Genomic DNA, 21,509 nt, shown 5'->3' on the forward strand with positions numbered 1-21,509 from the left:
CGGTGGTGGGGTTGCTCGCGCAGCTCTCCCCCGAGCTTCGCCTGGGTGGGGGTGCCCCCGGCGCAGCGAGGAGGAGTGCCCCACGCGCCCCTGAGCGAGTGCGGCTCCCTCCGCGAGAAGAGGGTCACCCGCCCGGGGGCGCGGGGCGCCCTACGACCAGCGGCCCGTTCGGGCCATCAGCAGCGACACGGCCGCCACTCCCGCCGTCGAGGTGCGCAGCACCGTGGGGCCCAGCCGGTAGGCGGCCGCGCCGGCGTCCGCGAACAGGGCCAGCTCCTCCGGGGCGACGCCGCCCTCAGGGCCGACCACCAGCACCACGGAACCGGTGGTGGGGAGCCGGGCGCCGGCCAGCGGGGCGGTGCCCTCCTCGTGGAGCACCGCGGCGAAGTCGGCGGCGGCGAGCAGCGCGCAGAGCTGACGTGTCGTCACCTGCTCGGCGACCGAGGGGAACCGCAGCCGCCGGGCCTGCTTCGCGGCCTCCCGGGCGGTGGAGCGCCACTTCGCCAGGGACTTCGCGCCGCGCTCGCCGCGCCACTGCGTCACGCAGCGGGCCGCCGCCCACGGCACCAGCGCGTCCACCCCGGCCTCGGTCATGGTCTCCACGGCGAGTTCGCCGCGGTCGCCCTTGGGCAGCGCCTGGACGACGGTGACCGACACGGCCGGCGCCGGCTCGGCGCGCGGCTCGCGCACCTCGACGTCGAGGACGTCCTTGCCGGTGACCGCGGCGACCACGCCGCTGGCCCCGCGCCCGGTCCCGTCGGTCAGCACGATCTCCTCCCCGACCTGGAGCCGCCGCACCGACACCGCGTGCCGGCCCTCCGCGCCGTCGAGCCGTACCGTCGCCGGGGAGCCGTCGAGCGCGTCGGGGCCGACCAGGAAGACAGGGGCGGTCATGCGTGGGCCCCCTGAGCGGCGTGGAGTTCGGCGACCAGGGTCTCCACGAGCGCGCCCGCCGACAGCTCCCGGGCCAGCCGGTGGCCCTGCCCGGCCCACAACGCCATCGCCTGCGGGTCGCCGAGGTCGGCGGCGGCCCGGCGAACGGGTTGGGTCAGGTGGTGCACTTGCGGGTAGCCGGCCGGGGCGTAGCGGCCGTGCTCGCGGACGAAGCGGTTGAGCAGGCCGCGGGCCGGGCGGCCGGTGAACGCGCGGGTCAACTCGGTACGGGCGTACACCGGGTCGGTGACCGCCCGCTTGTGCAGGGCGGACGCGCCGGACTCCGGGCAGACCAGGAACGCGGTGCCGAGCGCGGCCGCGGCGGCACCCGCGGCGAGCACGGCGGCGACCTGCTCGCCGCGCATCAGCCCGCCGGCGGCGATCATCGGCAGTTGCACCGCCTCGCGGACCTGCGTGATCAGCGACAGCAACCCGAAGCCGGTGCCGTCGAGTTGGGGGTCGTCGCGGTGGGTGCCCTGGTGGCCGCCGGCCTCGACGCCCTGCACGCACAGCGCGTCGGCCCCGGCCCACTGGGCGGCCAGCGCCTCCGCGGGCGTGGTGACGGTGACGACGGTGTAGGTGCCGGCCTTCGCGAACGCGTCCAGCACGGCCCGGTCGGGGCAGCCGAAGGTGAAGCTCACCATCGGCACCGGGTCCTCCAGCAGGATCGCCACCTTGGCGTCGTACCCGTCGTCGGAGCCCGCCTCCGGGTCGCCGAGCGCCGTGCCGTACCAGGCGGCCTCGCCGGCGAGCTGCTCGGCGTAGACCTCGACCGCGGACGGATCGACGGTGCCGGGCTGCGGCATGAACAAGTTCACCCCGAAGGGTTGCGACGTGGCGTCCCGCAGTTGCCGGATCTCCTGGTACATCGCCTCGGACGTCTTGTACCCGGCGGCGAGGAAGCCGAGGCCGCCGGCGCCCGCCACCGCGGCCGCCAGCCGCGGGTTGGACGCGCCGCCGGCCATCGGGGCCTGCACGATCGGGTACGCCGAATAGGAGGAAAGATCGGTCAACGCGGGCATGTGGTCATCGTGTCACGTAGGGTGCCGCGCCAGGTGCCGCGGGGTGGCCGGGGCGGGAGACCGCCAACGGCGGGCCCGCCCCGCGAACGGCGTCCTCACCGCCCGTTGAAGGCGTCCTTCAGCCGGGAGAACAGCCCCTGCTGGCCGGGCGCGAACTGCCCGGTGGGCCGCTCCTCGCCACGCAGCTTCGCCAGCCGCCGCAGCAGGTCCTCCTGGTCGGCGTCGAGCTTGTGCGGGGTGACCACCTCGACGTGCACGATGAGGTCGCCGCGCCCGCCGCCGCGCAGGTGGGTGATGCCGCGCTGGTGCAGCGGGATCGACTGGCCGGACTGGGTGCCGGGCCGCACGTCGACCTCCTCCAGGCCGTCCAGCGTCTCCAGCGGGCACTTGGTACCGAGCGCGGCCGCGGTCATCGGGATGGTGACGGTGCAGTGCAGGTCGTCACCGCGGCGCTGGAAGACCGCGTGCGGCAGCTCGCGGATCTCCACGTACAGGTCGCCGGCCGGGCCGCCGCCGGGGCCGACCTCGCCCTCGCCGGCGAGCTGGATGCGGGTGCCGTTGTCGACGCCGGCCGGGATCTTCACCGTCAGGGTCCGCCGGGAGCGCACCCGGCCGTCACCCGCGCACTCCGGGCACGGGGTGGGCACCACGGTGCCGAAGCCCTGGCACTGCGGGCACGGCCGCGAGGTCATGACCTGGCCGAGGAAGGAGCGGGTGACCTGCGAGACCTCGCCGCGACCGCGGCACATGTCGCAGGTCTGCGCGGAGGTGCCGGGCGCGGCGCCCTCCCCGTTGCAGGTGCCGCAGGTGACCGCGGTGTCCACCTGGATGTCCTTGGTGGTGCCGAACGCGGCCTCGTCCAGCTCGATCTCCAGCCGGATCATCGCGTCCTGGCCGCGCCGGGTGCGCGAGCGCGGGCCGCGCTGCGAGGACTGCCCGAAGAAGGCGTCCATGATGTCGCTGAAGTTGCCGAAGCCCGCGCCGAAGCCACCCGCGCCGCCGCCCCCGCCCGCGGCGGACAGCGGGTCGCCGCCGAGGTCGTAGACCTGCTTCTTCTGCGGGTCGGAGAGGACCTCGTAGGCCGCGTTGATCTCCTTGAACCGCTCCTGCGTCTTCGGGTCCGGATTGACGTCCGGGTGCAGTTCGCGGGCGAGGCGGCGGAAGGCCTTCTTGATCTCGTCCGGGCCCGCGTCGCGGCGTACGCCGAGTACGGCGTAGTAGTCCGTGGCCACCTACGACTCCGCCAGGATCTGTCCGACGTAACGTGCCACTGCGCGTACCGCTCCCATCGTTCCGGGGTAGTCCATGCGGGTCGGTCCGACCACGCCTAGCTTGGCGACTGCCTCGTCGCCCGAACCGTAGCCGACCGCCACCACGGAGGTGGAATTGAGGCCCTCGTGAAAATTCTCATGCCCGATCCGGACCGTCATGGTGCCGTCGGCGGTCTCTCCGAGGAGTTTGAGGAGCACCATCTGCTCCTCGAGCGCTTCGAGCACCGGCCGGATCGTGAGCGGGAAGTCGTGGTGGAAACGGGTCAGGTTGGCCGCGCCGCCCAGCATGATCCGCTCCTCCTTCTCCTCGACGAGGGTTTCGAGGAGGGTGGCGAGCACCGTGGCGACCGACGGGCGGTCGTCGGGGTCGAAGCTGTCCGCCAGGTCCTGCACCAGCGGCGGCACCTCGGGGAAACGGCAGCCGGTGACACGGCTGTTGAGCCGGGCGCGCAGGTCCGCGAGGACCGTCTCGCCGACCGGCCCCGGGCAGTCGATGATCCGCTGCTCGACCCGGCCGGTGTCGGTGATCAGCACGAGCATCACCCGGGCCGGCGCGAGCGAGAGCAGTTCCACGTGGCGCACCGACGAGCGGGTCAGCGACGGGTACTGCACGACGGCGACCTGCCGGGTGAGCTGCGCGAGCAGCCGCACGGTGCGGGCCACCACGTCGTCGAGGTCGACGGCGCCTTCGAGGAAGTTCTGGATGGCGCGCCGCTCCGCGCCCGACAGCGGCTTGACGCCGGCGAGCTTGTCGACGAAGAGCCGGTAGCCCTTGTCGGTGGGGATACGGCCGGCGCTGGTGTGGGGCTGCGCGATGTACCCCTCGTCCTCCAGGACCGCCATGTCGTTGCGCACGGTGGCCGGGGACACTCCCAGCGAGTGCCGCTCGGTGAGCGCCTTGGAACCGACCGGTTCCTCGGTGCCGACGTAGTCCTGAACGATGGCACGCAGCACTTCCAGCCTGCGTTCGCTCAACATCGCGCACCTCCAACCCGGCGTCCCGGCCCTGCGGCCTGGCACTCCTCCGTTTCGAGTGCCAGCGCTCCCGCAGTCAGTGTACGGCGCGGCGGCAAGGGCACGGCAAGAGCGCCGGGGATACGGTCTCGCGCGGCGGGCGGTACGGGCGATACGCGCGGTACGTACGGTGCCGCACGCGGTGGGTACGGTACCGCGCGCGACCGGGGCGGGTCCCGGGGGTGCGGCGCGCGGCGCGGCGGGCATGGCGATAGCGTCGAGTCGTGAGCGATGAGGACAGCGGGTCGGTGTGGGAGCACCTCGCGCCGGGAGTCGCCAGGCGGCGGCTGCCGCACCTCGACGTGACCATCGGGCTGGTGGTCGGCGCGGACGGAGTGCTGCTGGTCGACACCGGGTCCACGCTGCGCGAGGGGGCGGAGCTGCGCGCCCAGGCCGAGGCGCTGACCGGCCGCCCGGTCACCCACGTGGTGCTCACCCACGGGCACTTCGACCACGTCTTCGGCACCGCGGCCTTCCCGGACGCCGAGGTGTACGGGCAGCGCGCGCTCGACGGTCTGCTGCGGCGCGAGGGCGACGTCCTGCGCGCCGACGCGGTGGCGCACGGCACCGACCCCGCGGAGGCGGCCGACGCGGCCGCCGCGCTGCGCCGCCCGACGCACCTGGTCGACGACCGGCTCGCCCTCGACCTCGGCGACCGGCCGGTGCTGCTGGTCCACCCCGGCCGCGGGCACACCGGCCACGACCTCGTCGTGCACGTGCCCGGCGCCACGGCCAGCGATCCCACGGTGGTCTTCTGCGGGGACCTCGTCGAGGAGTCCGGGGAGCCCCAGGCCGGCCCCGACGCCCTCCCGGCGGAGTGGCCGGCCACCCTCGACGCCCTCCTCGCCCTCGGGGGCGAGACGGCCCGCTACGTCCCCGGGCACGGCGCGGTGGTCGACGCCCGCTTCGTCCGCGGGTTGCGGGATGCCCTGACCCCCTAGGCTGCCCCGTCCTGTCGGCCCCGGGACCACCCCTCGGTGGGTGGCTTGCCGCGCAGTTCCCCGCGCCCCTTCGGGTTCCCGCCGTCTTGGTTGCCCGCCGTCCCCGTCCTCGGCCCGGTGGCCTGCTGAGCGCGCAGTTCCCCGCGCCCCTGGGTGTGTGCGGGTGCCTCCCAGGCGAAGCTCCGGGGGCAGCCAGGACGGCGGGTTGCCGTGGGGGCGGGCACGACGGGTGGTCCCGGGGCGGGAGATCCGGGAAACCCGGGGGGTCAGGCCCTACGATCATCCGCATGCGTAGCAGGAGTTATGACCCTGACCTCACCCCGCCCTGGAAGAAGTCCGACGCGGCGCCGGAGGTGGCCGCGGAGCGGGACCTGGTGGTCGAAGAGGTGAGCACGGGGTTCTGCGGAGCCGTGGTCCGGGTCGAGAAGACCGCCGAGGGCCTGACCGTGACGTTGGAGGACCGCTTCGGCAAGCTGCGGGTGTTCCCGATGGCGCCGCGCGGCTTCCTGATCGACGGCCGCACCGTGACCCTCGTACGCCCGCGCGCGGCCGCACCGGCCCCGCGCGGCCCGCTGCTGTCGGCGTCGGGCTCGATCGCCGTGACGGGCGCGAAGGCGCGGGTCGCCCGGGCCGGGCGGATCTACGTGGAGGGCCGCCACGACGCGGAGCTGGTGGAGCGGGTGTGGGGCCACGACCTGCGGGTCGAGGGCGTCGTCGTGGAGTACCTGGAGGGCGTCGACGACCTGCCCGCGATCGTCTCGGCGTTCTCCCCCGGCCCGGACGCCCGCCTCGGCGTGCTGGTGGACCACCTGGTGCCGGGCTCCAAGGAGTCCCGGATCGCCGCGTCGGTCACCGGCGCCGACGTGCTGGTGGTCGGCCACCCGTACATCGACGTGTGGGAGGCCGTGAAGCCGTCGTCGGTCGGCATCCCGGAGTGGCCCCGGGTGCCGCGCGGGGAGGACTGGAAGACGGGCGTGTGCCGGGCGCTGGGCTGGACGGACCTCACCACGGGCGAGGCGTGGCAGCGCATCCTGGCGTCGGTGGCGTCGTACAAGGACCTCAAGCCCGAGCTGCTGGGAGCCGTGGAGCACCTGATCGACTTCGTGACGGCGCCGTAGTGCGGGAGGCGGCGCCGGGGCGGCCGGCCGCGGGCGTCAGTCGACCAGGTCCCTGACCACGGCGTCGGCGAGCAGCCGGCCGCGCAGCGTGAGGACGGCGCGGCCTTCCGCGTAAGGGCCGGGTTCCAGGAGACCGTCCCTTACCGCGCGGGCGGCGGCCTTCGCGCCCTGTTCCGCGAGGATCGCCAGCGGGCAGCCGTCGGCGAGCCGCAGCTCCAGCAGGACCCGCTCCACCCGCCGGTCCTCCGCGCCGAGCAGTTCCCGGCCGACCCCGGGGGTGCGCCCCTCGGCGAGGGCCTGCGCGTAGGCGCCCGGGTGCTTGGCGTTCCACCAGCGCACCCCGCCGACGTGGCTGTGCGCGCCGGGACCCGCGCCCCACCAGTCCGCGCCGGTCCAGTACAGCTCGTTGTGGCGGCAGCGCGCGGCGGGCCCGGTGGCCCAGTTCGAGACCTCGTACCAGCCGAAGCCCGCGGCCGACAGCCGCTCCTCGGTGATCAGGTAGCGGTCGGCGTGCACGTCGTCGTCGGTCATCGGCACCTCGCCGCGCCGGATGCGGCGGGCCAGCCCGGTGCCCTCCTCCACGATCAGCGCGTACGCCGAGACGTGGTCGGGCTCGGCGCCGATCGCCGCGTCCAGCGACGCGTGCCAGTCCTGGTCGCTCTCGCCGGGGGTGCCGTAGATCAGGTCGAGGTTCACGTGCTCGAACCCGGCGGCGCGGGCCTCGGCGACGCACGCCTCGGGGCGGCCGGGGGTGTGCGTGCGGTCCAGCACCTTCAGCACGTGCTGCCGGGCGCTCTGCATGCCGAACGAGATCCGGTTGAAGCCGGCGGCCCGCAGTCCGGCCAGATAGGCCGGGTCGACGGACTCCGGGTTCGCCTCCGTGGTCACCTCGGCGTCGGCGGCGAGCCCGAACTCCGCCCTGATCGCGGCGAGCATCCGGCCGAGGTCGGCGGCCGGCAGCAGCGTGGGGGTGCCGCCGCCGACGAACACGGTGCTGACCTCGCGGGGGTCGTCGCCCAGCACCTTCCGGGCCAGCCGCACCTCCTCGGCCAGCACGTCCGCGTAGTTCTCCCGCGACGCCAGCGCCCCGCCCGAGCCCCGCAGCTCGCTCGCGGTGTACGTGTTGAAGTCGCAGTACCCGCACCGCGTGGCGCAGTAGGGCACATGCAGGTAGAACCCGAGCGGGCGGTCTTCGGCGCCCTCGAACGCGGAAGGCGGCAGACCGCCGTCCGCGGGCACGGGTTCCCCCTCGGGGAGTACGGAAGGCATTCGTCCAGTATCCGTCACCCGGGGGGAACGCTCGGCGGCGCCGTCCTCAGGCCTCGCGGGCGCCCTGGTACATCTCGTCGATCAGCGGGGCGAACTCGCGCTCGACGACCGGCCGCTTCAGCTTGAGGCTGGGCGTGAGGTCGCCGTGCTCGACGTCGAGGTCGCGCGGGAGGATGCGGAACTGGCGGATCTGCTGCCACCGCTGGAGCCCGGCGTTGACCTCCTGGACGTACCCGTCGATCAGCTCGCGCACCTGGTCGGTGCCGACCACCTCCGCGTACGGCCGGCCGCCGAGGCCGTTGTCCTCGGCCCAGCCCAGGAGCGTCGGCTCGTCGAGGGCGAGCAGCGCCGTACAGAAGTTGCGGCCGCCGCCGACCACCAGGACGTTGCTGACGAACGGGCACACCGCCTTGAACTGGCCCTCGACCTCGGCCGGCGCGATGTACTTGCCGCCGGAGGTCTTGATCAGGTCCTTCTTGCGGTCGGTGATCTTCAGGAAGCCGTCGGGCGACAGCTCGCCGATGTCCCCGGTGTGGAACCAGCCGTCGGGCTCCAGCACCTCGGCGGTCTGCTCGGGCAGCCCGTGGTAGCCCTGCATGATGCCGGGGCCGCGCAGCAGGACCTCGCCGTCCTCGCCGATCCGGACCTCCAGGCCGGGCAGCGCCTTGCCGACGGTGCCGGTGCGGTAGGACTCGCCGGGGTTGACGAAGCTCGCCGCGCTGGACTCGGTGAGGCCGTAGCCCTCCAGGATGTGGATGCCGGCGCCGGCGAAGAAGAAGCCGATCTCGGGGGCGAGCGCGGCGGACCCGGAGACGCAGGCGCGCAGCCGGCCGCCGAACGCCTCGCGCAGCTTCGCGTAGACCAGCCGGTCGGCGACCGCGTGCTTGCTGCGCAGCGGCAGCGGCACGGACGGGGTGCCGGTCAGCCGCATGCTGTTCTGCGCCGCCTTGGCGTAGTCGCGGGCGACCTGGGCGGACCACAGGAAGATCTTGTACTTCGCGTTGCCGCCCTCCCTGGCCTTGGCGGCGACCCCGTTGTAGACCTTCTCGAAGATCCGCGGCACGGCGGCCATGTAGGTGGGCCGGACCACCGGCAGGTTCTCGATGATCTTGTCGACCCGGCCGTCCACGGCGGTGACGTGGCCGATGGTGATGTGCCCGGCGGTGAGCACCTTGCCGAAGACGTGCGCGAGCGGCAGCCACAGGTACTGCACGTCGTTCTCGTCGAGCAGGCCGACCGCCTCGATGGCGCGGGCCATGTACGCCCACGCGTCGTGCGGCAGGCGCACGCCCTTGGGGCGGCCGGTGGTGCCGGAGGTGTAGATGAGGGTGGCGAGCTGGTCCTTGGTGAGCGCGCCGATGGCGTCGGTGACGGCGGTCGGGTGCCGCTCCAGGTAGGCGGCGCCGCGCTTCTCCAGGTCGGCGAGGGACAGCACCCAGCCGTCGCTGTCGGCGGCGTCGGCGCCCGTCGGGTCGATGACCACGACGTGCGCGAGGTCGGGCAGGTCGGCGCGCCGCTCGCGGGCCTTGGCGAGCTGGACCGCGTCCTCGGCGATCAGCACCCGGCTGTCGGAGTCGGCGAGGATGAACGCGGTCTCGTCGGCGTTGGTGGACGGGTAGACCGTGGTGGTGGCGGCGCCCGCGCACAGCACGCCGAGGTCGGAGAGAATCCAGTCCACCGAGGTGTTCGCGGCGATCGCGACCCGCTCCTCGGGGCGCACCCCGAGGTCCATCAGCCCGGCCGCGATGGCGTACACCCGGCTCGCGGCCTGCGCCCAGGTGAGCGACCGCCACTCGTCGGGGCCCTCGCCGGACGCGGGCGGCACCGGCATGCGGTACGCCTCGGCGTCCGGCGTCGCGTCGACCCGCTGCAGGAAGAGCGTGGCCACGGACGGCGGCCGGTTCTCGATCAACGTCTGTGTGTCGGTCACGACAACCTCCGGGCCGAACGGCGTTCTTAACTCACCAGTAACCTATCCGCGATCAGGGTAGAGGCCCAGCGCCCGGCACGTAAGGGGGAACGGGCGGCGGGTCGTAAACCGTGACCGGACCCACCCGTTTCCCCACCGCCCTCCCCGCCCGGCGGCGCGGCCCGCCCCGCGCCCTACTTCTTCGCCTTGGACTCCCCCTCGGAGTCGGTGGACAGCACCGCGATGAACGCCTCCTGCGGCACCTCGACGTTGCCGACCATCTTCATCCGCTTCTTGCCCTCCTTCTGCTTCTCCAGCAGCTTGCGCTTACGGGAGATGTCGCCGCCGTAGCACTTGGCGAGGACGTCCTTGCGGATGGCGCGCACCGTCTCGCGGGCGATCACCCGGGCCCCGATGGCGGCCTGGATGGGCACCTCGAAGTTCTGCCGCGGGATCAGCGCGCGCAGCTTGCCGACCAGCCGCACCCCGTAGGCGTACGCCTTCTCCTTGTGGGTGATCGCGGAGAACGCGTCGACCTTGTCGCCGTGCAGCAGGATGTCGACCTTCACCAGGTCGGCGCTCTGCTCGCCGGTGGGCTCGTAGTCCAGCGAGGCGTAGCCGCGGGTCTTGGACTTGAGCTGGTCGAAGAAGTCGAAGACGATCTCGGCCAGCGGCAGGGTGTAGCGGATCTCCACCCGGTCCTCGGAGAGGTAGTCCATGCCGAGCAGCGAGCCGCGCCGGTTCTGGCACAGCTCCATGATCGCGCCGATGAACTCGGTGGGGGCGAGCACGGTGGCGCGCACCACCGGCTCGTGCACCTCGTCGATCTTGCCCTCGGGGAACTCGCTGGGGTTGGTGACGGTGTGCTCGGCGCCGTCCTCCATCGTGACGCGGTAGACCACGTTGGGGGCGGTGGCGATCAGGTCGAGGCCGAACTCGCGCTCCAGCCGCTCGCGGATCACGTCCAGGTGCAGCAGCCCGAGGAAGCCGACCCGGAAGCCGAAGCCGAGGGCGGCGGACGTCTCGGGCTCGTAGACCAGCGCCGCGTCGTTGAGCTGGAGCTTGTCCAGGGCCTCGCGCAGCTCGGGGTAGTCGGAGCCGTCCAGCGGATACAGGCCGGAGAAGACCATCGGCTTGGGGTCCTTGTAGCCGCCCAGCGCCTCGGTGGCGCCGGCGGCCTGGGTGGTGATGGTGTCACCGACCTTGGACTGCCGGACGTCCTTCACCCCGGTGATCAGGTAGCCGACCTCGCCCACGCCCAGGCCGTCGGCGGCGAGCATCTCCGGGGAGTTGGTGCCGATCTCCAGCAGCTCGTGCACCGCGCCGGTGGACATCATCCTGATCCGCTCGCGCTTGGTGAGCTGCCCGTCGATCACCCGGACATAGGTGACCACGCCGCGGTAGGAGTCGTAGACCGAGTCGAAGATCATCGCGCGGGCCGGGGCGTCGGCGACACCCACCGGGGCCGGCACGTCGCGGACCACCCGGTCCAGCAGCGCGTCCACGCCGACGCCGGTCTTCGCCGAGACCCGCAGCACGTTGGCGGGGTCGCAGCCGATCAGGTTGGCCAGCTCCTCGGCGAACTTCTCCGGCTGGGCGGCGGGCAGGTCGATCTTGTTGAGCACCGGCACGATGGTGAGGTCGTTCTCCATCGCGAGGTAGAGGTTGGCGAGCGTCTGCGCCTCGATGCCCTGGGCCGCGTCGACCAGCAGGATCGTGCCCTCGCAGGCGGCCAGCGAGCGGGACACCTCGTAGGTGAAGTCCACGTGGCCGGGGGTGTCGATCATGTTCAGGATGTGGGTGCGGCCCTGGCCGTCACCGGTGGTCGGCGCCCACGGCAGCCGGACGGCCTGCGACTTGATGGTGATGCCGCGCTCGCGCTCGATGTCCATCCGGTCGAGGTACTGGGCGCGCATCTGCCGCTGGTCGACGACTCCGGTGAGCTGGAGCATCCGGTCGGCCAGCGTCGACTTGCCGTGGTCGATGTGGGCGATGATGCAGAAGTTCCGGATCAGCGCCGGGTCGGTACGGCTCGGCTCCGGGACGTCGTGCGGCAGAGGGGAAGGGGTCGCGGGCACGCGGGGTCCAGTTTCTTGAGAACGTGAGGGTCGAGGGAGCGTCGGAGAACAGCGGGAGCGTCGGGGAACATCGGAGAGCGTCGGGGTATGGACTGTCCCCCATAGTCCCATGGCCGGGGGGCGGGCACGGTTTGGGAGCGCGCGTGCGCTGCTGGTAGCCTGGACCGCTGCGTCTCGTGCCCTCTACCCGAGGCGCGCACTCCTGGTAGACACGCCGACGGCATCAGCCGGCGGCCAGACGAACCTGAGAAGGCTCTTTCGTGGCGAACATCAAGTCCCAGATCAAGCGCAACAAGACCAACGAGAAGGCGCGCCTGCGCAACAAGGCCGTCAAGTCCGAGCTGAAGACCGCGATCCGTCGCACCCGCGAGGCCGTCGCGGCCGGCGACAGCGCGAAGGCCGACGCCGCCGCGCGCGCCGCCGCCAAGAAGCTCGACAAGGCCGTGAGCAAGGGCGTCATCCACAAGAACCAGGCCGCCAACAAGAAGTCGGCGCTGGCTCAGTCGGTCTCCGCGCTCCAGGGCTGAACCACCCGCACCACCGCGTTCCACGGCCGTACGGCCGCGCGCCCCTGACCGGGGCCGGCGCGTCCGGACGACCACGCGTCATGGATCGCGGCACCGCCGGCAACCGGACTCAGCGGCCCCTCTACCGCCCGGACCGGCATCGCCCCGACCACGTGCGTCGCACGCGGACGTTCGCCACGTGCCTGCGGCGCCCGACGTACTTCGAGAGCCCGCCCGGGTCCGCCCGGGCGGGTTCTCGCACGTTCGGGTCGCGACGGGGTCACGGGTACGTGTGCGTTCCGTGACCGCCCGTCGCCGCAGGGGCAGCGCGCCGATATTCTCACCGCATGTCGACGCCGCCCGAGCAGCCGAGCCCCAACCCCTACCAGCAGCCAAACACGCCCGGCCAGGGCCCCGGCCCTGGCCCGATACCCCCGCAGCCGCCGGTCGGTGGATACGGGACCCCGGTGCCGGCCCAGCACAACCCCTACGCCCAGCCCGGAGCGTACGGGCAGCCGGCTCCCGGACAGCCCGGCGCCGCGCAGCAGCCGCCGACGCAGGGCTACTACATGCAGCCGGGTGCGCCCGGGGCACCGGGGATGCCGGGGGCGCCGCGGACCTCCGGCGGGGCCGGGCGGGCGGTGCTGTGGGCGGTGGTCGGCGCGGCGGTGGCGTCCGCGCTGTGGGGCGGCGGGGTGCTGCTGCTCGGCAAGGACTCCTCGGCCAAGGCCGACCTGCGCGGATACACGGTGAAGGACAACCTCTGCGACACCGAGGACGTGTCCGCCTTCACCACGCAGTACCCGCAGAAGGACGACGACCCGACGTCGTACACCACCAAGACCGCCACGGTCGACGAGATGTACTGCGACCAGAGCCTCAAGAAGGAGACGTCCTCCCTCTCCGACGCCTACCTGTACGTCGATGTGACCCTGCACCACAAGACGGACCCGAAAGCGGAGTTCGCCGACACCTGGCGCAGCTACACCCAGCGGCACCAGCAGTACAAGATCTCGACCGTCGCCGGCATCGGGCAGGAGGCGTACCTGCTGACGGAGGACGAGAGCAGCAGCCAGTACGTCACCCTCGCGGTCCGCGACGGCTGGATGACGTACACGATGAGCTGGAGTTCCTACAGCGTCGGCACGAGCAGCGACGACTCCACGACCGTCGACGAGGCCGCCACCATGGTGAAGACGGCGACGCGGGCGACGCTGCCGAAGCTGAAGTAGCGGGCTCGGGTACGGGTACGAAGGCGGGCGGCGCGGGCGGCTCGGGCCGGGCAGGTGGGGCGGGCCGGGCAGGTGGGGCGGGTCGGGCAGGTGGGGCGGGCCGGGCGGGCGGTCAGGTGCGGGAGCGGGCGGCGCGGGCGATGGTGACCACGGCCTTCTCCAGGGCGTAGGCGGGGTCGGCGGCCCCGCCCTTCACGGCGGCGTCCGCGTCGGCGACCGCGCGCAGGGCGACCGAGACGCCGTCCGCGGTCCAGCCGCGCATCTGCTGCCTGACCCGGTCGATCTTCCAGGGCGGCATGCCGAGATCGCGGGCGAGCTGGCCCGGGTTGGCGCCGCGCGGCGCGGAGGCGAGCTTGCCGATCGACCGCACACCCGAGGCGAGCGCGAAGGTGATGCCGGGCAGCGGCTGGCCGACGGACAGCGCCCAGCGCAGCCGCTCCAGCGCCTCGGCGGTGCGCCCGGTCACCGCGAGGTCGGCGACCTCGAAGCCGGTGGCCTCGGCCCGCCCGGTGTAGTAGCGGGCCACCACGTCGACATCGATGGTGCCGTCCACATCGGCGGTCAACTGAGCGCAGGCGCTGGCGAGTTCGCGCAGGTCGCTGCCGATGGAGTCGACCAGCGCCTGGGCCGCCTCCGGGGTCGCGGACCGGCCGAGGGTCCGGAACTCCTGCCGGACGAACCCGAGCCGGTCGGCGGGCTTGGTCATCTTCGGGCAGGCCACCTCGCGCGCGCCCGCCTTGCGGGCCGCGTCCAGCAGCGCCTTGCCCTTGGCGCCGCCGGCGTGCAGCAGCACCAGGATGATCTCCTCGGCGGGCGCGGCCAGATACGCCTTGATGTCCTTCACGGAGTCCGCGGAGACGTCCTGCGCGTTGCGCACCACGATCACCTTGCGCTCGGCGAACAGCGACGGGCTGGTCAGCTCCGCGAGCGTGCCCGGCTGCACCGCCTCCGGTGGCAGGTCCCGCACATCGGTGTCCGGGTCGGCGGCCTTGGCGGCGGTCACCACCTCGCGCACCGCGCGGTCCAGCAGCAGGTCCTCCTGGCCGACGGCAAGCGTCAGCGGGGCGAGTACGTCGTCTGAAGCGGTCTTCCTGGCCATCGCGACCAGCATCCCACGCGGCACCGACAACCCCGTCCTCCGCTCGCGCTTCCGCCGTCCCCCCGCCCGGGTTCAACCGTCGGCGGACGCTCGGGCACAATGCCGGGGTGAGCGACGTACGACATGTCCTGGTGCTGCCCGAACGCGACGCGGCCGAGGAGGTCGCCGAACTCCTCTCCGACCGCTTCGACCTGCCCGGCGAGCCACGCGTCCTGCGCGACGCCCTCGCCGGCGAGGACGACGCCGAGGACGCCCAGTGGCTGGTGGTCGTCGAGGACGACGACGACCTCCTCGACCCGGCGGCACTCGACGAGATGGCCGGGCGGCTGGGCGGCTGGCTGGAAGAGGACCGCGAGGAGCTGTAGGCGGGGAGGGCGGGCGGCGGAGGGCGGCCGGGCGCGGCGGGGAGAGCGGAGGGCGGCCGGGCGCGGGTCGGGCGGCCGATCGGCTCACGCCGCGGCGGCGGTCGGCACGCCGGCGTCGGCCTCCGGGTCCTCGGCCTTTTCCGGCAGTGCGCGCATCCGCGGTATCGGCGACGGCAGCAGCCACAGGGCGCCCAGGACACCCCCGACGGTCGCCACCCACAGGGTCGGCCGCAGTCCCAGGGTGCCGCCGAGCAGGCCGCCGGCCAGCGCGCCCAGCGGCCGCACCCCGTAGTTGACCATCCGGAACGCGCCGCTGACCCGCGACCTCAGCGCGTCGGGTACGAGCGCGGCCTGGAACGACCCGCTGCCGATGTCCAGCAGCATCAGCCCGACGCCGGACAGGAACTCGGCGCCGAACAGCGCGGCCAGGACCAGCAGCCGCGGCCCGCCCGCCAGCGGCACCAGCACCAGCGGCGCGGGGAACCCGACGAAGCCGAGCAGCACCGTCGGGCCGATGCCGATCCGCCGCACCACCCGCCCGGTCACGAACGCCCCCAGCAGCCCGCCGACCGCCCCCGCACCGAGCACCACACCCAACGTGCCCGCGCTCAAACCGAGTTGGTCGACCGCGTAGAGCACCATCAGCGCGTGGAAGACGAAGTTGAAGAAGTTCACCGTGGCTGCGGCCGCCACCAGCGCGCGCATGGCCCGGGAGCGGGCGATGAACCGCAGCCCGGCCGAGAAGTGGCCCTTGCGCGGTGCGGCGGGCGGCGGCTCGACAGGGGCGATACGGGCCAGCAGGCCGGCCGAGCACACGTACGACAGCGCGTCCACGAACAGCGCCAGCGGCGCCGCGAGCACCTGCACCAGCAGCCCGCCGACGCTCGGCCCGGCGACGAACGAGAACGCCCTGCTGCCGTTGACCAGCGTGCTGCCCTGGACGTACTCCTCCGGTTCGACCAGCGAGACGAACAGCGCGGCGTTGCAGACGTCGAAGACCACCGACAGCGTGCCGACCAGGAAGACCACCGCGTACATCTGCGGCAGGGAGAGGTGGCCGAGGGCGTAGGCGAGCGGGAGCGAGGCCATCAGCGCGGCCCGGCCGAGGTCGGCGGCGATCATCACCTGACGGCGGCGCCCCCTGCGGTCGACCCAGGCGCCCGCGGCCAGCGAGAACAGCAGCGCCGGCAGCAGCCCGGCCATCGACAGCCAGCCCATCTCGGCGGCGTCCACGTGCAGCACCAGCACGGCGGCGAGCGGCACCGCGAGGAAGGTCACCTGGTCCCCGAAGAGCGAGACCGTCTGCCCGGTCCAGTACCGCCGGAAGGCCCGCTCCCCCAGCAGCTCCGGTACCCGGGCCGCCATCCCGCGCCGCAGCGCGCCGCCGCCCTTCACGACGGCTCCCCGCTCTCCGTCCCGGCGTCGGCACCGTCGGTGGGGCCGGCGGGGTCGGCGGGGTTGGCGGGTTCGGCGGGGTCGGGCTCCACGAAGGCGATCTGGAGCCAGGGCACCCGGCGGGCGCCCTCCGGGCGGAGCGCCGGGTCGGCGCCGCGGTCGGCGAACTCGGCGAGCAGCCCGGCCATCCGCTTCCCCAGCGCGCCCAGCTCCTCCGCGGTCAGGTAGAGCGTGGTGTCCGTGAACACCTCCGCCTCCTGCCACGCGCGCGGCAGCTCCCGGCGCGCGTCCTGCGCCCGCGCCATGCGGTGGAAGTAGTTCTCCGCGACGGCCGCGGTCAGTGCCTCGGCCGCCGCCGCGACCGCGGGGTCCTCCGAGTACCCGGGCCAGTCCGTGAACTGCGCCGTGGCCCGCCACGGCTTCTCCCGCCCCGGCCCCTCCGGGTCGGCCTCCTCGACGAGCCCGTACTTGGCCAGGACCCGCAGGTGGTACGAGCAGCTCGCGACGGACTCCCCGGTCAGTTGCGCCGCCCGGGTCGCCGTGAGCGGCCCTTCCCGCCTGAGCAGCCCGGACAGCGCCATCCGGGTCGGATGCGCGTACGCCCGCAGCGCTCGGGGGTCGGTGAGCTGGACCGAGGACTGTGCCGGCTTCTCCGTCATGCATATAAAGATATCTTTAGAAAGAAGTGCTTACAAGGGTTCCTTGCTCAAGGGTTCTCCAGGGTCGGCGCAGGGAGCCCGGGCGGGGCGCGGCATGCGGCGAGGTCCGGCACCGGCTTGGCCCTACAGCGTTCAGGTCCAAGAGGAGGTCAGGAACGGTCACCCACGAGAGCGATCGCGCGCGCCTCGGGAACTCCCAGCATCAGCAGGCTCGTGATCGTCGCCGCCCGGGCGCCGGCGGTCCCGTTCGACAGGTCGCTGTCCGCAATGGCGAACACGACGCCGTAGGCAACCTGGCTCAGAATGCCCGCCGGCAGGTGCTCTGCGAACACGTCGCCGTCCTGGCCCCGTTTCACGAGGTCGGCGAGGAGTTCGTCGACCGGCCCGAGCAGGCCGTGGATCGCCTCGCCGTACTCGCCACGGCGCAGCGCCAGCAGCACTCGGTACCGGTGCGCCACCGGCCAGACGCGGGCGATGAACTCGACCCACATCGCGTCCGCTTCCGCGTCGGAGGCGTTGACGTCGGCGAGCACGGCCGTCATCTCGGCGACGGCCCGCTCCGTGAGCGTCCGCACCAGGTCGAGGCGCGAGGGGAAATGGCCGTAGACCGTGCGGCGGACGACGCCGGCGGCGGCGGCGATGTCGCCCATTCCGGCGTCCGGGTCCTCTCCCAGCACATCGAGGGCGACGTCGAGGATGCGATCGCGCGTCTCGTTCATCGAGCGCGCACGGGAGGACTCGGTGGGCACGGCACCATTGTTGCACACCAGTGTGCAACGACGTAGGCTGCACACCAGTGTGCAATGAAGAGTTGCGCTGTGCTTCGAAGCTCAGGAGAAGAGAGCAATGACCGCACCGACGCCGCCGACCTCGACCCTCGTCCGCCCGTTCACCGTCTCGATCCCGGATGCGGAGATCGACGACGTGAAGCAGCGACTGGCCAGAACTCGATGGCCGGACCCGGAAACGGTGGGCGACTGGTCACAAGGGGTCCGCGTGGAGAACGCCAGATCCCTGGTCGAATACTGGGAGCGCGGCTACGACTGGCGGCGCTTCGAGTCCGAGCTCAATCGCTTCCCCCAGTACCTGACGGAGATCGATGGGCTGGACATCCACTTCATCCACGTCAGGTCCAAGAACCCCCACGCGATGCCGCTGATCCTCACGCACGGATGGCCGGGCTCGATCGTCGAGTTCCTGAAGCTGATCGGCCCGCTGACCGATCCGGTTTCGTTCGGAGGAGACGCCGCCGACTCGTTCGACGTCGTCATCCCGTCGCTCCCCGGGTTCGGGTTCTCCCAGAAGCCCACGGAGACCGGGTGGACGGTTTCGCGCGTCGCGAGCGCGTGGGTGGAGCTGATGAAGCGGCTCGGCTACACACGATGGGCCGCACAGGGCGGCGATTGGGGCGCCGTCGTCACCACCGCCCTCGGGGCCATGCAACCTGAGGGGCTGCTCGGAATCCATCTGAACACCCAGTACGCCTTTCCCGCGCAGATACCCGACACCCTGTCGCCCGAAGAGCGCTACGCCGTGGAGACCCTCGCCCGCTACACCGGCGAACTCGGCGGGTCGAACCACCTCCAGGGCACGAAGCCGGAGACCGTCGGATTCGCCCTGGCGGACTCTCCCGCCGGTCAGGCGGCCTGGATCTACGAGAAGTTCCAGTCCAAGACCGACAACCACGGGCTCGCCGAGGACACCCTCAGCATGGACGACATGCTCGACGCGATATCCCTCTACTGGTTCACCAACAGCGCGGCGTCCTCCGGCCGTATCTACTGGGAGAACAGATCGGCCACCCTCGCCGGTCCGAAGCTGGCACTTCCGGTCGCGGTGACCGTCTTCCCGAAGGACATCCCGCGCCTGCCACGAAGCTGGATCGAGGACACCTACAGCAATCTGATCCACTACGGCGAGGCCGACAAGGGCGGGCACTTCGCGGCCCTGGAACAGCCCGAGATCCTGGTCGGCGAAATCCGCACCGGCCTGCGCACCCTTCGTTCCTGACGCGCTGCCACCCGCGACTCACCCTCTCAGCGGGGCGGCGTGGTGGGGGACGAACGACGTGCGCAGGTCGGCCGGGGTGGCCCCGCTCACCGCGATCGGCCCGTCCAGGTCGGTGCGCAGGACGACGGCGCCGAGCGCGCGCAGCGCCGTGACCGTACGAGGTGCGGGATGGCCGTAGGAGTTGCCCGCGCCCACGCTGATCAGGGCGAGGCGGGGACGTGCGCGGGCGAGCAGCGCCGGGTCCTGGTAGGCCGAGCCGTGGTGCGCGACCTTCAACACGTCCACGCGCGGCAACCCTGGCCGCTCCGCCAGCACCTGGGCCTGCACATCGGGCTCCAGATCGCCCATCAGCAGCAGTGTCAGGCCCGCGTCGTGGACCAGCAGCGCGATGCTCGTGTCGTTGGGCTCGCCGGCCGGCAGTTCGGCGGCGGGCAGCCCGGCCGGACCCGGCGCGGGCCACAGCGTGCGCCAGGACAGCGGGCCGACCGCGCGCTCCTCCCCCGGAACCACCCGCAGCAGCGGCACCCCGGCCGCCGCGGCCTGCCGCCGCACCCGCGCGGCCTGGCCGGGCGGATCGTCCAGCAGGGTCGTCTCGATCGCGCCCACCCGGCGCCCGCGCAGCGCTCCGGGCAGCCCGTCGACGTGGTCGGCGTGGAAGTGGGTCAGGATCAGCAGCGGGATCGACGTCACCCGCAGGTCGCGCAGGCAGCGGTCGACCGAGGCCGGGTCCGGGCCGGTGTCCACCACGACCGCGGCACCCGTGCCGGTGGAGAGCGCCAGCGCGTCGCCCTGGCCGACGTCGCACATCGCGAACCGCCAGTCCCCCGGCGGCCACGCGGCCATCACCCGGGGCAACGGCACCGGCCGCACCAGCGCGAGCAGCAGGGCGATCGCGGCGCCCGCGCACAGCCACGGGCGGCGGAGCAGGCTCCGTCCGCAGACCACCGCCGCGGCCGTGACCACCGCGAGCAGGGCCGCTCCCGGCCAGCCGCCCGGCCAGGCGAGCTCCGCGCCCGGCAGCGCGGCGCCGTGCCGGGCCACGGACACGATCCACCGCGTGGGCCAGCCGGCCAGCCACGCCAGCACCCGGGCCCCCGACGGCGCGAGCGGGGCCACGGCCAGCGCGCCGAACCCCAGCACCGTGGCGGGGCCGACGGCCGGCTCGGCCAGCAGGTTGCACGGCACCGCGACCAGGCTCAGCCGGGCCGACAGCAGCACGATCACCGGACCGCACGCCGCCTGCGCGGCCGCCGCCGCGGCCAGGGCCTCCGCCAGTCGCGGCCGCAGCCCGTGCCGGTGCAGTGCCGCGCCCCAGCGCGGTGCCAGCGTCAGCAGCGAACCCGTGGCCAGCACGGACAGCGCGAACCCGAACGAGCGGGCCAACTCCGGTTCGTACAGCACCAGGAGCAGCACCGCCCCGGCCAGGGCCGGAAGCAGCGAACGGCGTCGGCCGGTACCGATCGCGAGCAGCGTGATCAGGCCGCACACCGCCGCCCGCAGCACGCTCGGGCTCGGCCGGCAGACCAGCACGAAGGCGGCGGTGAGCGCGGCACCGAGCACCGCGGTCCAGCGCAGCGGCAACCCGAGCCGGGCTGCCAGGCCGCGCCGCTCCGACCGCGTGGCCAGGCCGGGCGGGCCGATCAGGAGGATCAGCACGATCGTCAGGTTCGCGCCGGACACCGCGGTCAGGTGCGCGAGGTCCGTGGCCTTGAACGCCTCCTTCAGATCCTCCGGCAACCCCGCCGTGTCCCCCACGACCAGGCCGGGTAGCAGTCCGCGGACGTCCGCCGGCAGCGGCGCGGCTGCCTTCCGCAGTCCCCCGCGCAGCCGCGCGGCCAGGCGCTGCACACGCGTCGGCGGGCCGGTGATCCGCGGCACGCCCCGCACCCGGAGCACGGCGGCGGTCTGCCCCCTCTCGTCCGGCGCGAACCGCGCGGTGGCGGTCAGCCGGGTGGAGGGGACCAGCCGCAGCCAGTCGTCCGCCGCGCCCGTGGCCATCACGACCACCGGGGTACGCAGCCGGGTCGGGCCGACGCGCTCGACGGTGGCCGGTACGACCACCACAGGATGCGGCGCCCCCGCCTCCGCGGCGAACGGGTCGCCCGTCACCCGCACCGCCACCTCCGCCCCGGCGCGGTGACGCGCGAGCGACGGCACCGGCCCCCGGGTCAGGTCGGCGTCCTCCCAGGCGGCGGCCATCGCCGCGACCACGCCGCACAGCAGCATCGCGATCGCCGCCGGCAGCAGACCCGTCGGACCCGTCCGACGTCGCGCGGGCCCGCGACCGCGACGCCCTGGGCCGCCGCGGAGGGCCACCGCCACGGCCGCGATGGGCGGTGCGGATGCCACGGGCGGTGCGGCAACGACCGCCGCGGACAAGGCGATCAGCGCCGCCAGCCCCGCGATCGCGGTGCCCGCGCCCACCGTCGGCGCCGCCGCCGCGGCTGCCCACGCGGCCAGCGCGGGCCCGACCAGGCGCAGGTCCGGGGGACCCTCCTGCCGCGGGTTGGCCGCACCGAGCCGTGAGGCCGCGCCCGCGTGAACCGCCGCCCGCTGCTCACCCGTCGGCCGCCCGGCCGGACCTTCGGCTGTCCCTTCGGTCGGACCACCGCTCGGCCACCGCGTCGCGCCGGTCATCGGCCACCCCCGCCGGCCTGAACCGGACCGGCGCCGCCGCGCACCGCCTCC

At 73.5% G+C, this 21,509-nt stretch carries 18 protein-coding genes; 6 read left to right on the forward strand and 12 right to left on the reverse strand.

Features of this window, described 5'->3' with window-relative positions:
• Positions 1-150: 150 nt before the first annotated feature.
• From ACIPAE_RS04850 to hrcA, 4 genes are all read right to left on the reverse strand, one after another.
• Positions 151-894 (reverse strand): 16S rRNA (uracil(1498)-N(3))-methyltransferase, encoded by a 744-nt coding sequence (locus ACIPAE_RS04850; RefSeq protein WP_402442935.1) that lies wholly within the window; start codon positions 892-894, stop codon positions 151-153.
• On the reverse strand, positions 891-1,955 hold the full coding sequence (locus ACIPAE_RS04855) for a nitronate monooxygenase (protein WP_402442937.1): 1,065 nt from the start codon (positions 1,953-1,955) through the stop codon (positions 891-893). Before ACIPAE_RS04855 ends, ACIPAE_RS04850 begins: the two co-directional genes overlap by 4 nt.
• 95 nt (positions 1,956-2,050) lie before the next feature.
• Positions 2,051-3,187 (reverse strand): molecular chaperone DnaJ, encoded by a 1,137-nt coding sequence (gene dnaJ, locus ACIPAE_RS04860; protein ID WP_103889160.1) that lies wholly within the window; start codon positions 3,185-3,187, stop codon positions 2,051-2,053.
• On the reverse strand, positions 3,188-4,204 hold the full coding sequence (gene hrcA, locus ACIPAE_RS04865; protein WP_329369505.1) for a heat-inducible transcriptional repressor HrcA: 1,017 nt from the start codon (positions 4,202-4,204) through the stop codon (positions 3,188-3,190).
• Between the two features lie 260 nt (positions 4,205-4,464).
• Between hrcA and ACIPAE_RS04870 the strand changes: the two genes are divergently transcribed.
• A complete protein-coding gene (locus ACIPAE_RS04870; RefSeq protein ID WP_402442940.1) occupies positions 4,465-5,181 on the forward strand; it encodes an MBL fold metallo-hydrolase in 717 nt (238 codons plus the stop codon).
• A gap of 287 nt (positions 5,182-5,468) precedes the next feature.
• A complete protein-coding gene (locus ACIPAE_RS04875; RefSeq protein WP_329369501.1) occupies positions 5,469-6,299 on the forward strand; it encodes a DUF3097 domain-containing protein in 831 nt (276 codons plus the stop codon).
• Positions 6,300-6,335: 36 nt separating this feature from the next.
• Here ACIPAE_RS04875 and hemW read toward each other — a convergent pair whose 3' ends face one another.
• From hemW to lepA, 3 genes are all read right to left on the reverse strand, one after another.
• A complete protein-coding gene (hemW, locus tag ACIPAE_RS04880; RefSeq protein WP_329369499.1) occupies positions 6,336-7,568 on the reverse strand; it encodes a radical SAM family heme chaperone HemW in 1,233 nt (410 codons plus the stop codon).
• 46 nt (positions 7,569-7,614) lie between these two features.
• Positions 7,615-9,498, reverse strand: coding sequence for an AMP-dependent synthetase/ligase (locus ACIPAE_RS04885; protein WP_402442943.1), 1,884 nt, complete (start codon positions 9,496-9,498; stop codon positions 7,615-7,617).
• A gap of 173 nt (positions 9,499-9,671) precedes the next feature.
• On the reverse strand, positions 9,672-11,555 hold the full coding sequence (gene lepA, locus ACIPAE_RS04890) for a translation elongation factor 4 (protein ID WP_402442945.1): 1,884 nt from the start codon (positions 11,553-11,555) through the stop codon (positions 9,672-9,674).
• Between the two features lie 260 nt (positions 11,556-11,815).
• Here lepA and rpsT point away from each other — a divergent pair, with 260 nt between their 5' ends.
• On the forward strand, positions 11,816-12,082 hold the full coding sequence (gene rpsT, locus ACIPAE_RS04895) for a 30S ribosomal protein S20 (RefSeq protein WP_328464046.1): 267 nt from the start codon (positions 11,816-11,818) through the stop codon (positions 12,080-12,082).
• Positions 12,083-12,408: 326 nt separating this feature from the next.
• A complete protein-coding gene (locus tag ACIPAE_RS04900) occupies positions 12,409-13,293 on the forward strand; it encodes a collagen-like protein (RefSeq protein ID WP_366412795.1) in 885 nt (294 codons plus the stop codon).
• Positions 13,294-13,405: 112 nt separating this feature from the next.
• On the opposite strand, the gene holA is transcribed toward ACIPAE_RS04900, so the two are convergent.
• Entirely contained in the window at positions 13,406-14,392 is a 987-nt protein-coding gene (gene holA, locus ACIPAE_RS04905) for a DNA polymerase III subunit delta (protein WP_402442948.1), read from the reverse strand.
• A gap of 107 nt (positions 14,393-14,499) precedes the next feature.
• On the opposite strand from holA, the gene ACIPAE_RS04910 reads away from it, so the two are divergent.
• The gene (locus tag ACIPAE_RS04910; protein ID WP_329369491.1) at positions 14,500-14,757 is read left to right on the forward strand and encodes a hypothetical protein; all 258 of its coding nucleotides are present in this window, start codon (positions 14,500-14,502) and stop codon (positions 14,755-14,757) included.
• Positions 14,758-14,841: 84 nt separating this feature from the next.
• Here ACIPAE_RS04910 and ACIPAE_RS04915 read toward each other — a convergent pair whose 3' ends face one another.
• The 3 genes from ACIPAE_RS04915 to ACIPAE_RS04925 all read right to left on the reverse strand — a co-directional run bounded on the left by ACIPAE_RS04915 (position 14,842) and on the right by ACIPAE_RS04925 (position 17,560).
• Positions 14,842-16,122, reverse strand: a complete 1,281-nt coding sequence (locus tag ACIPAE_RS04915) for an MFS transporter (protein ID WP_402443305.1) — start codon at positions 16,120-16,122, stop codon at positions 14,842-14,844.
• Between the two features lie 26 nt (positions 16,123-16,148).
• Positions 16,149-16,811, reverse strand: coding sequence for a winged helix-turn-helix domain-containing protein (locus tag ACIPAE_RS04920; protein ID WP_402442949.1), 663 nt, complete (start codon positions 16,809-16,811; stop codon positions 16,149-16,151).
• Positions 16,812-16,960: 149 nt separating this feature from the next.
• The gene (locus ACIPAE_RS04925; RefSeq protein WP_402442951.1) at positions 16,961-17,560 is read right to left on the reverse strand and encodes a TetR/AcrR family transcriptional regulator; all 600 of its coding nucleotides are present in this window, start codon (positions 17,558-17,560) and stop codon (positions 16,961-16,963) included.
• Between the two features lie 97 nt (positions 17,561-17,657).
• Here ACIPAE_RS04925 and ACIPAE_RS04930 point away from each other — a divergent pair, with 97 nt between their 5' ends.
• On the forward strand, positions 17,658-18,821 hold the full coding sequence (locus tag ACIPAE_RS04930) for an epoxide hydrolase family protein (protein ID WP_329369486.1): 1,164 nt from the start codon (positions 17,658-17,660) through the stop codon (positions 18,819-18,821).
• An 18-nt stretch (positions 18,822-18,839) separates the two neighbouring features.
• Here the strand turns inward: ACIPAE_RS04930 and ACIPAE_RS04935 are convergent, their stop codons facing one another.
• Positions 18,840-21,458, reverse strand: a complete 2,619-nt coding sequence (locus tag ACIPAE_RS04935) for a ComEC/Rec2 family competence protein (RefSeq protein WP_402442953.1) — start codon at positions 21,456-21,458, stop codon at positions 18,840-18,842.
• Positions 21,459-21,509 lie beyond the last annotated feature (51 nt).

Source organism: Streptomyces sp. NPDC087270, from assembly GCF_044744625.1.
GTDB lineage: Bacteria > Actinomycetota > Actinomycetes > Streptomycetales > Streptomycetaceae > Actinacidiphila.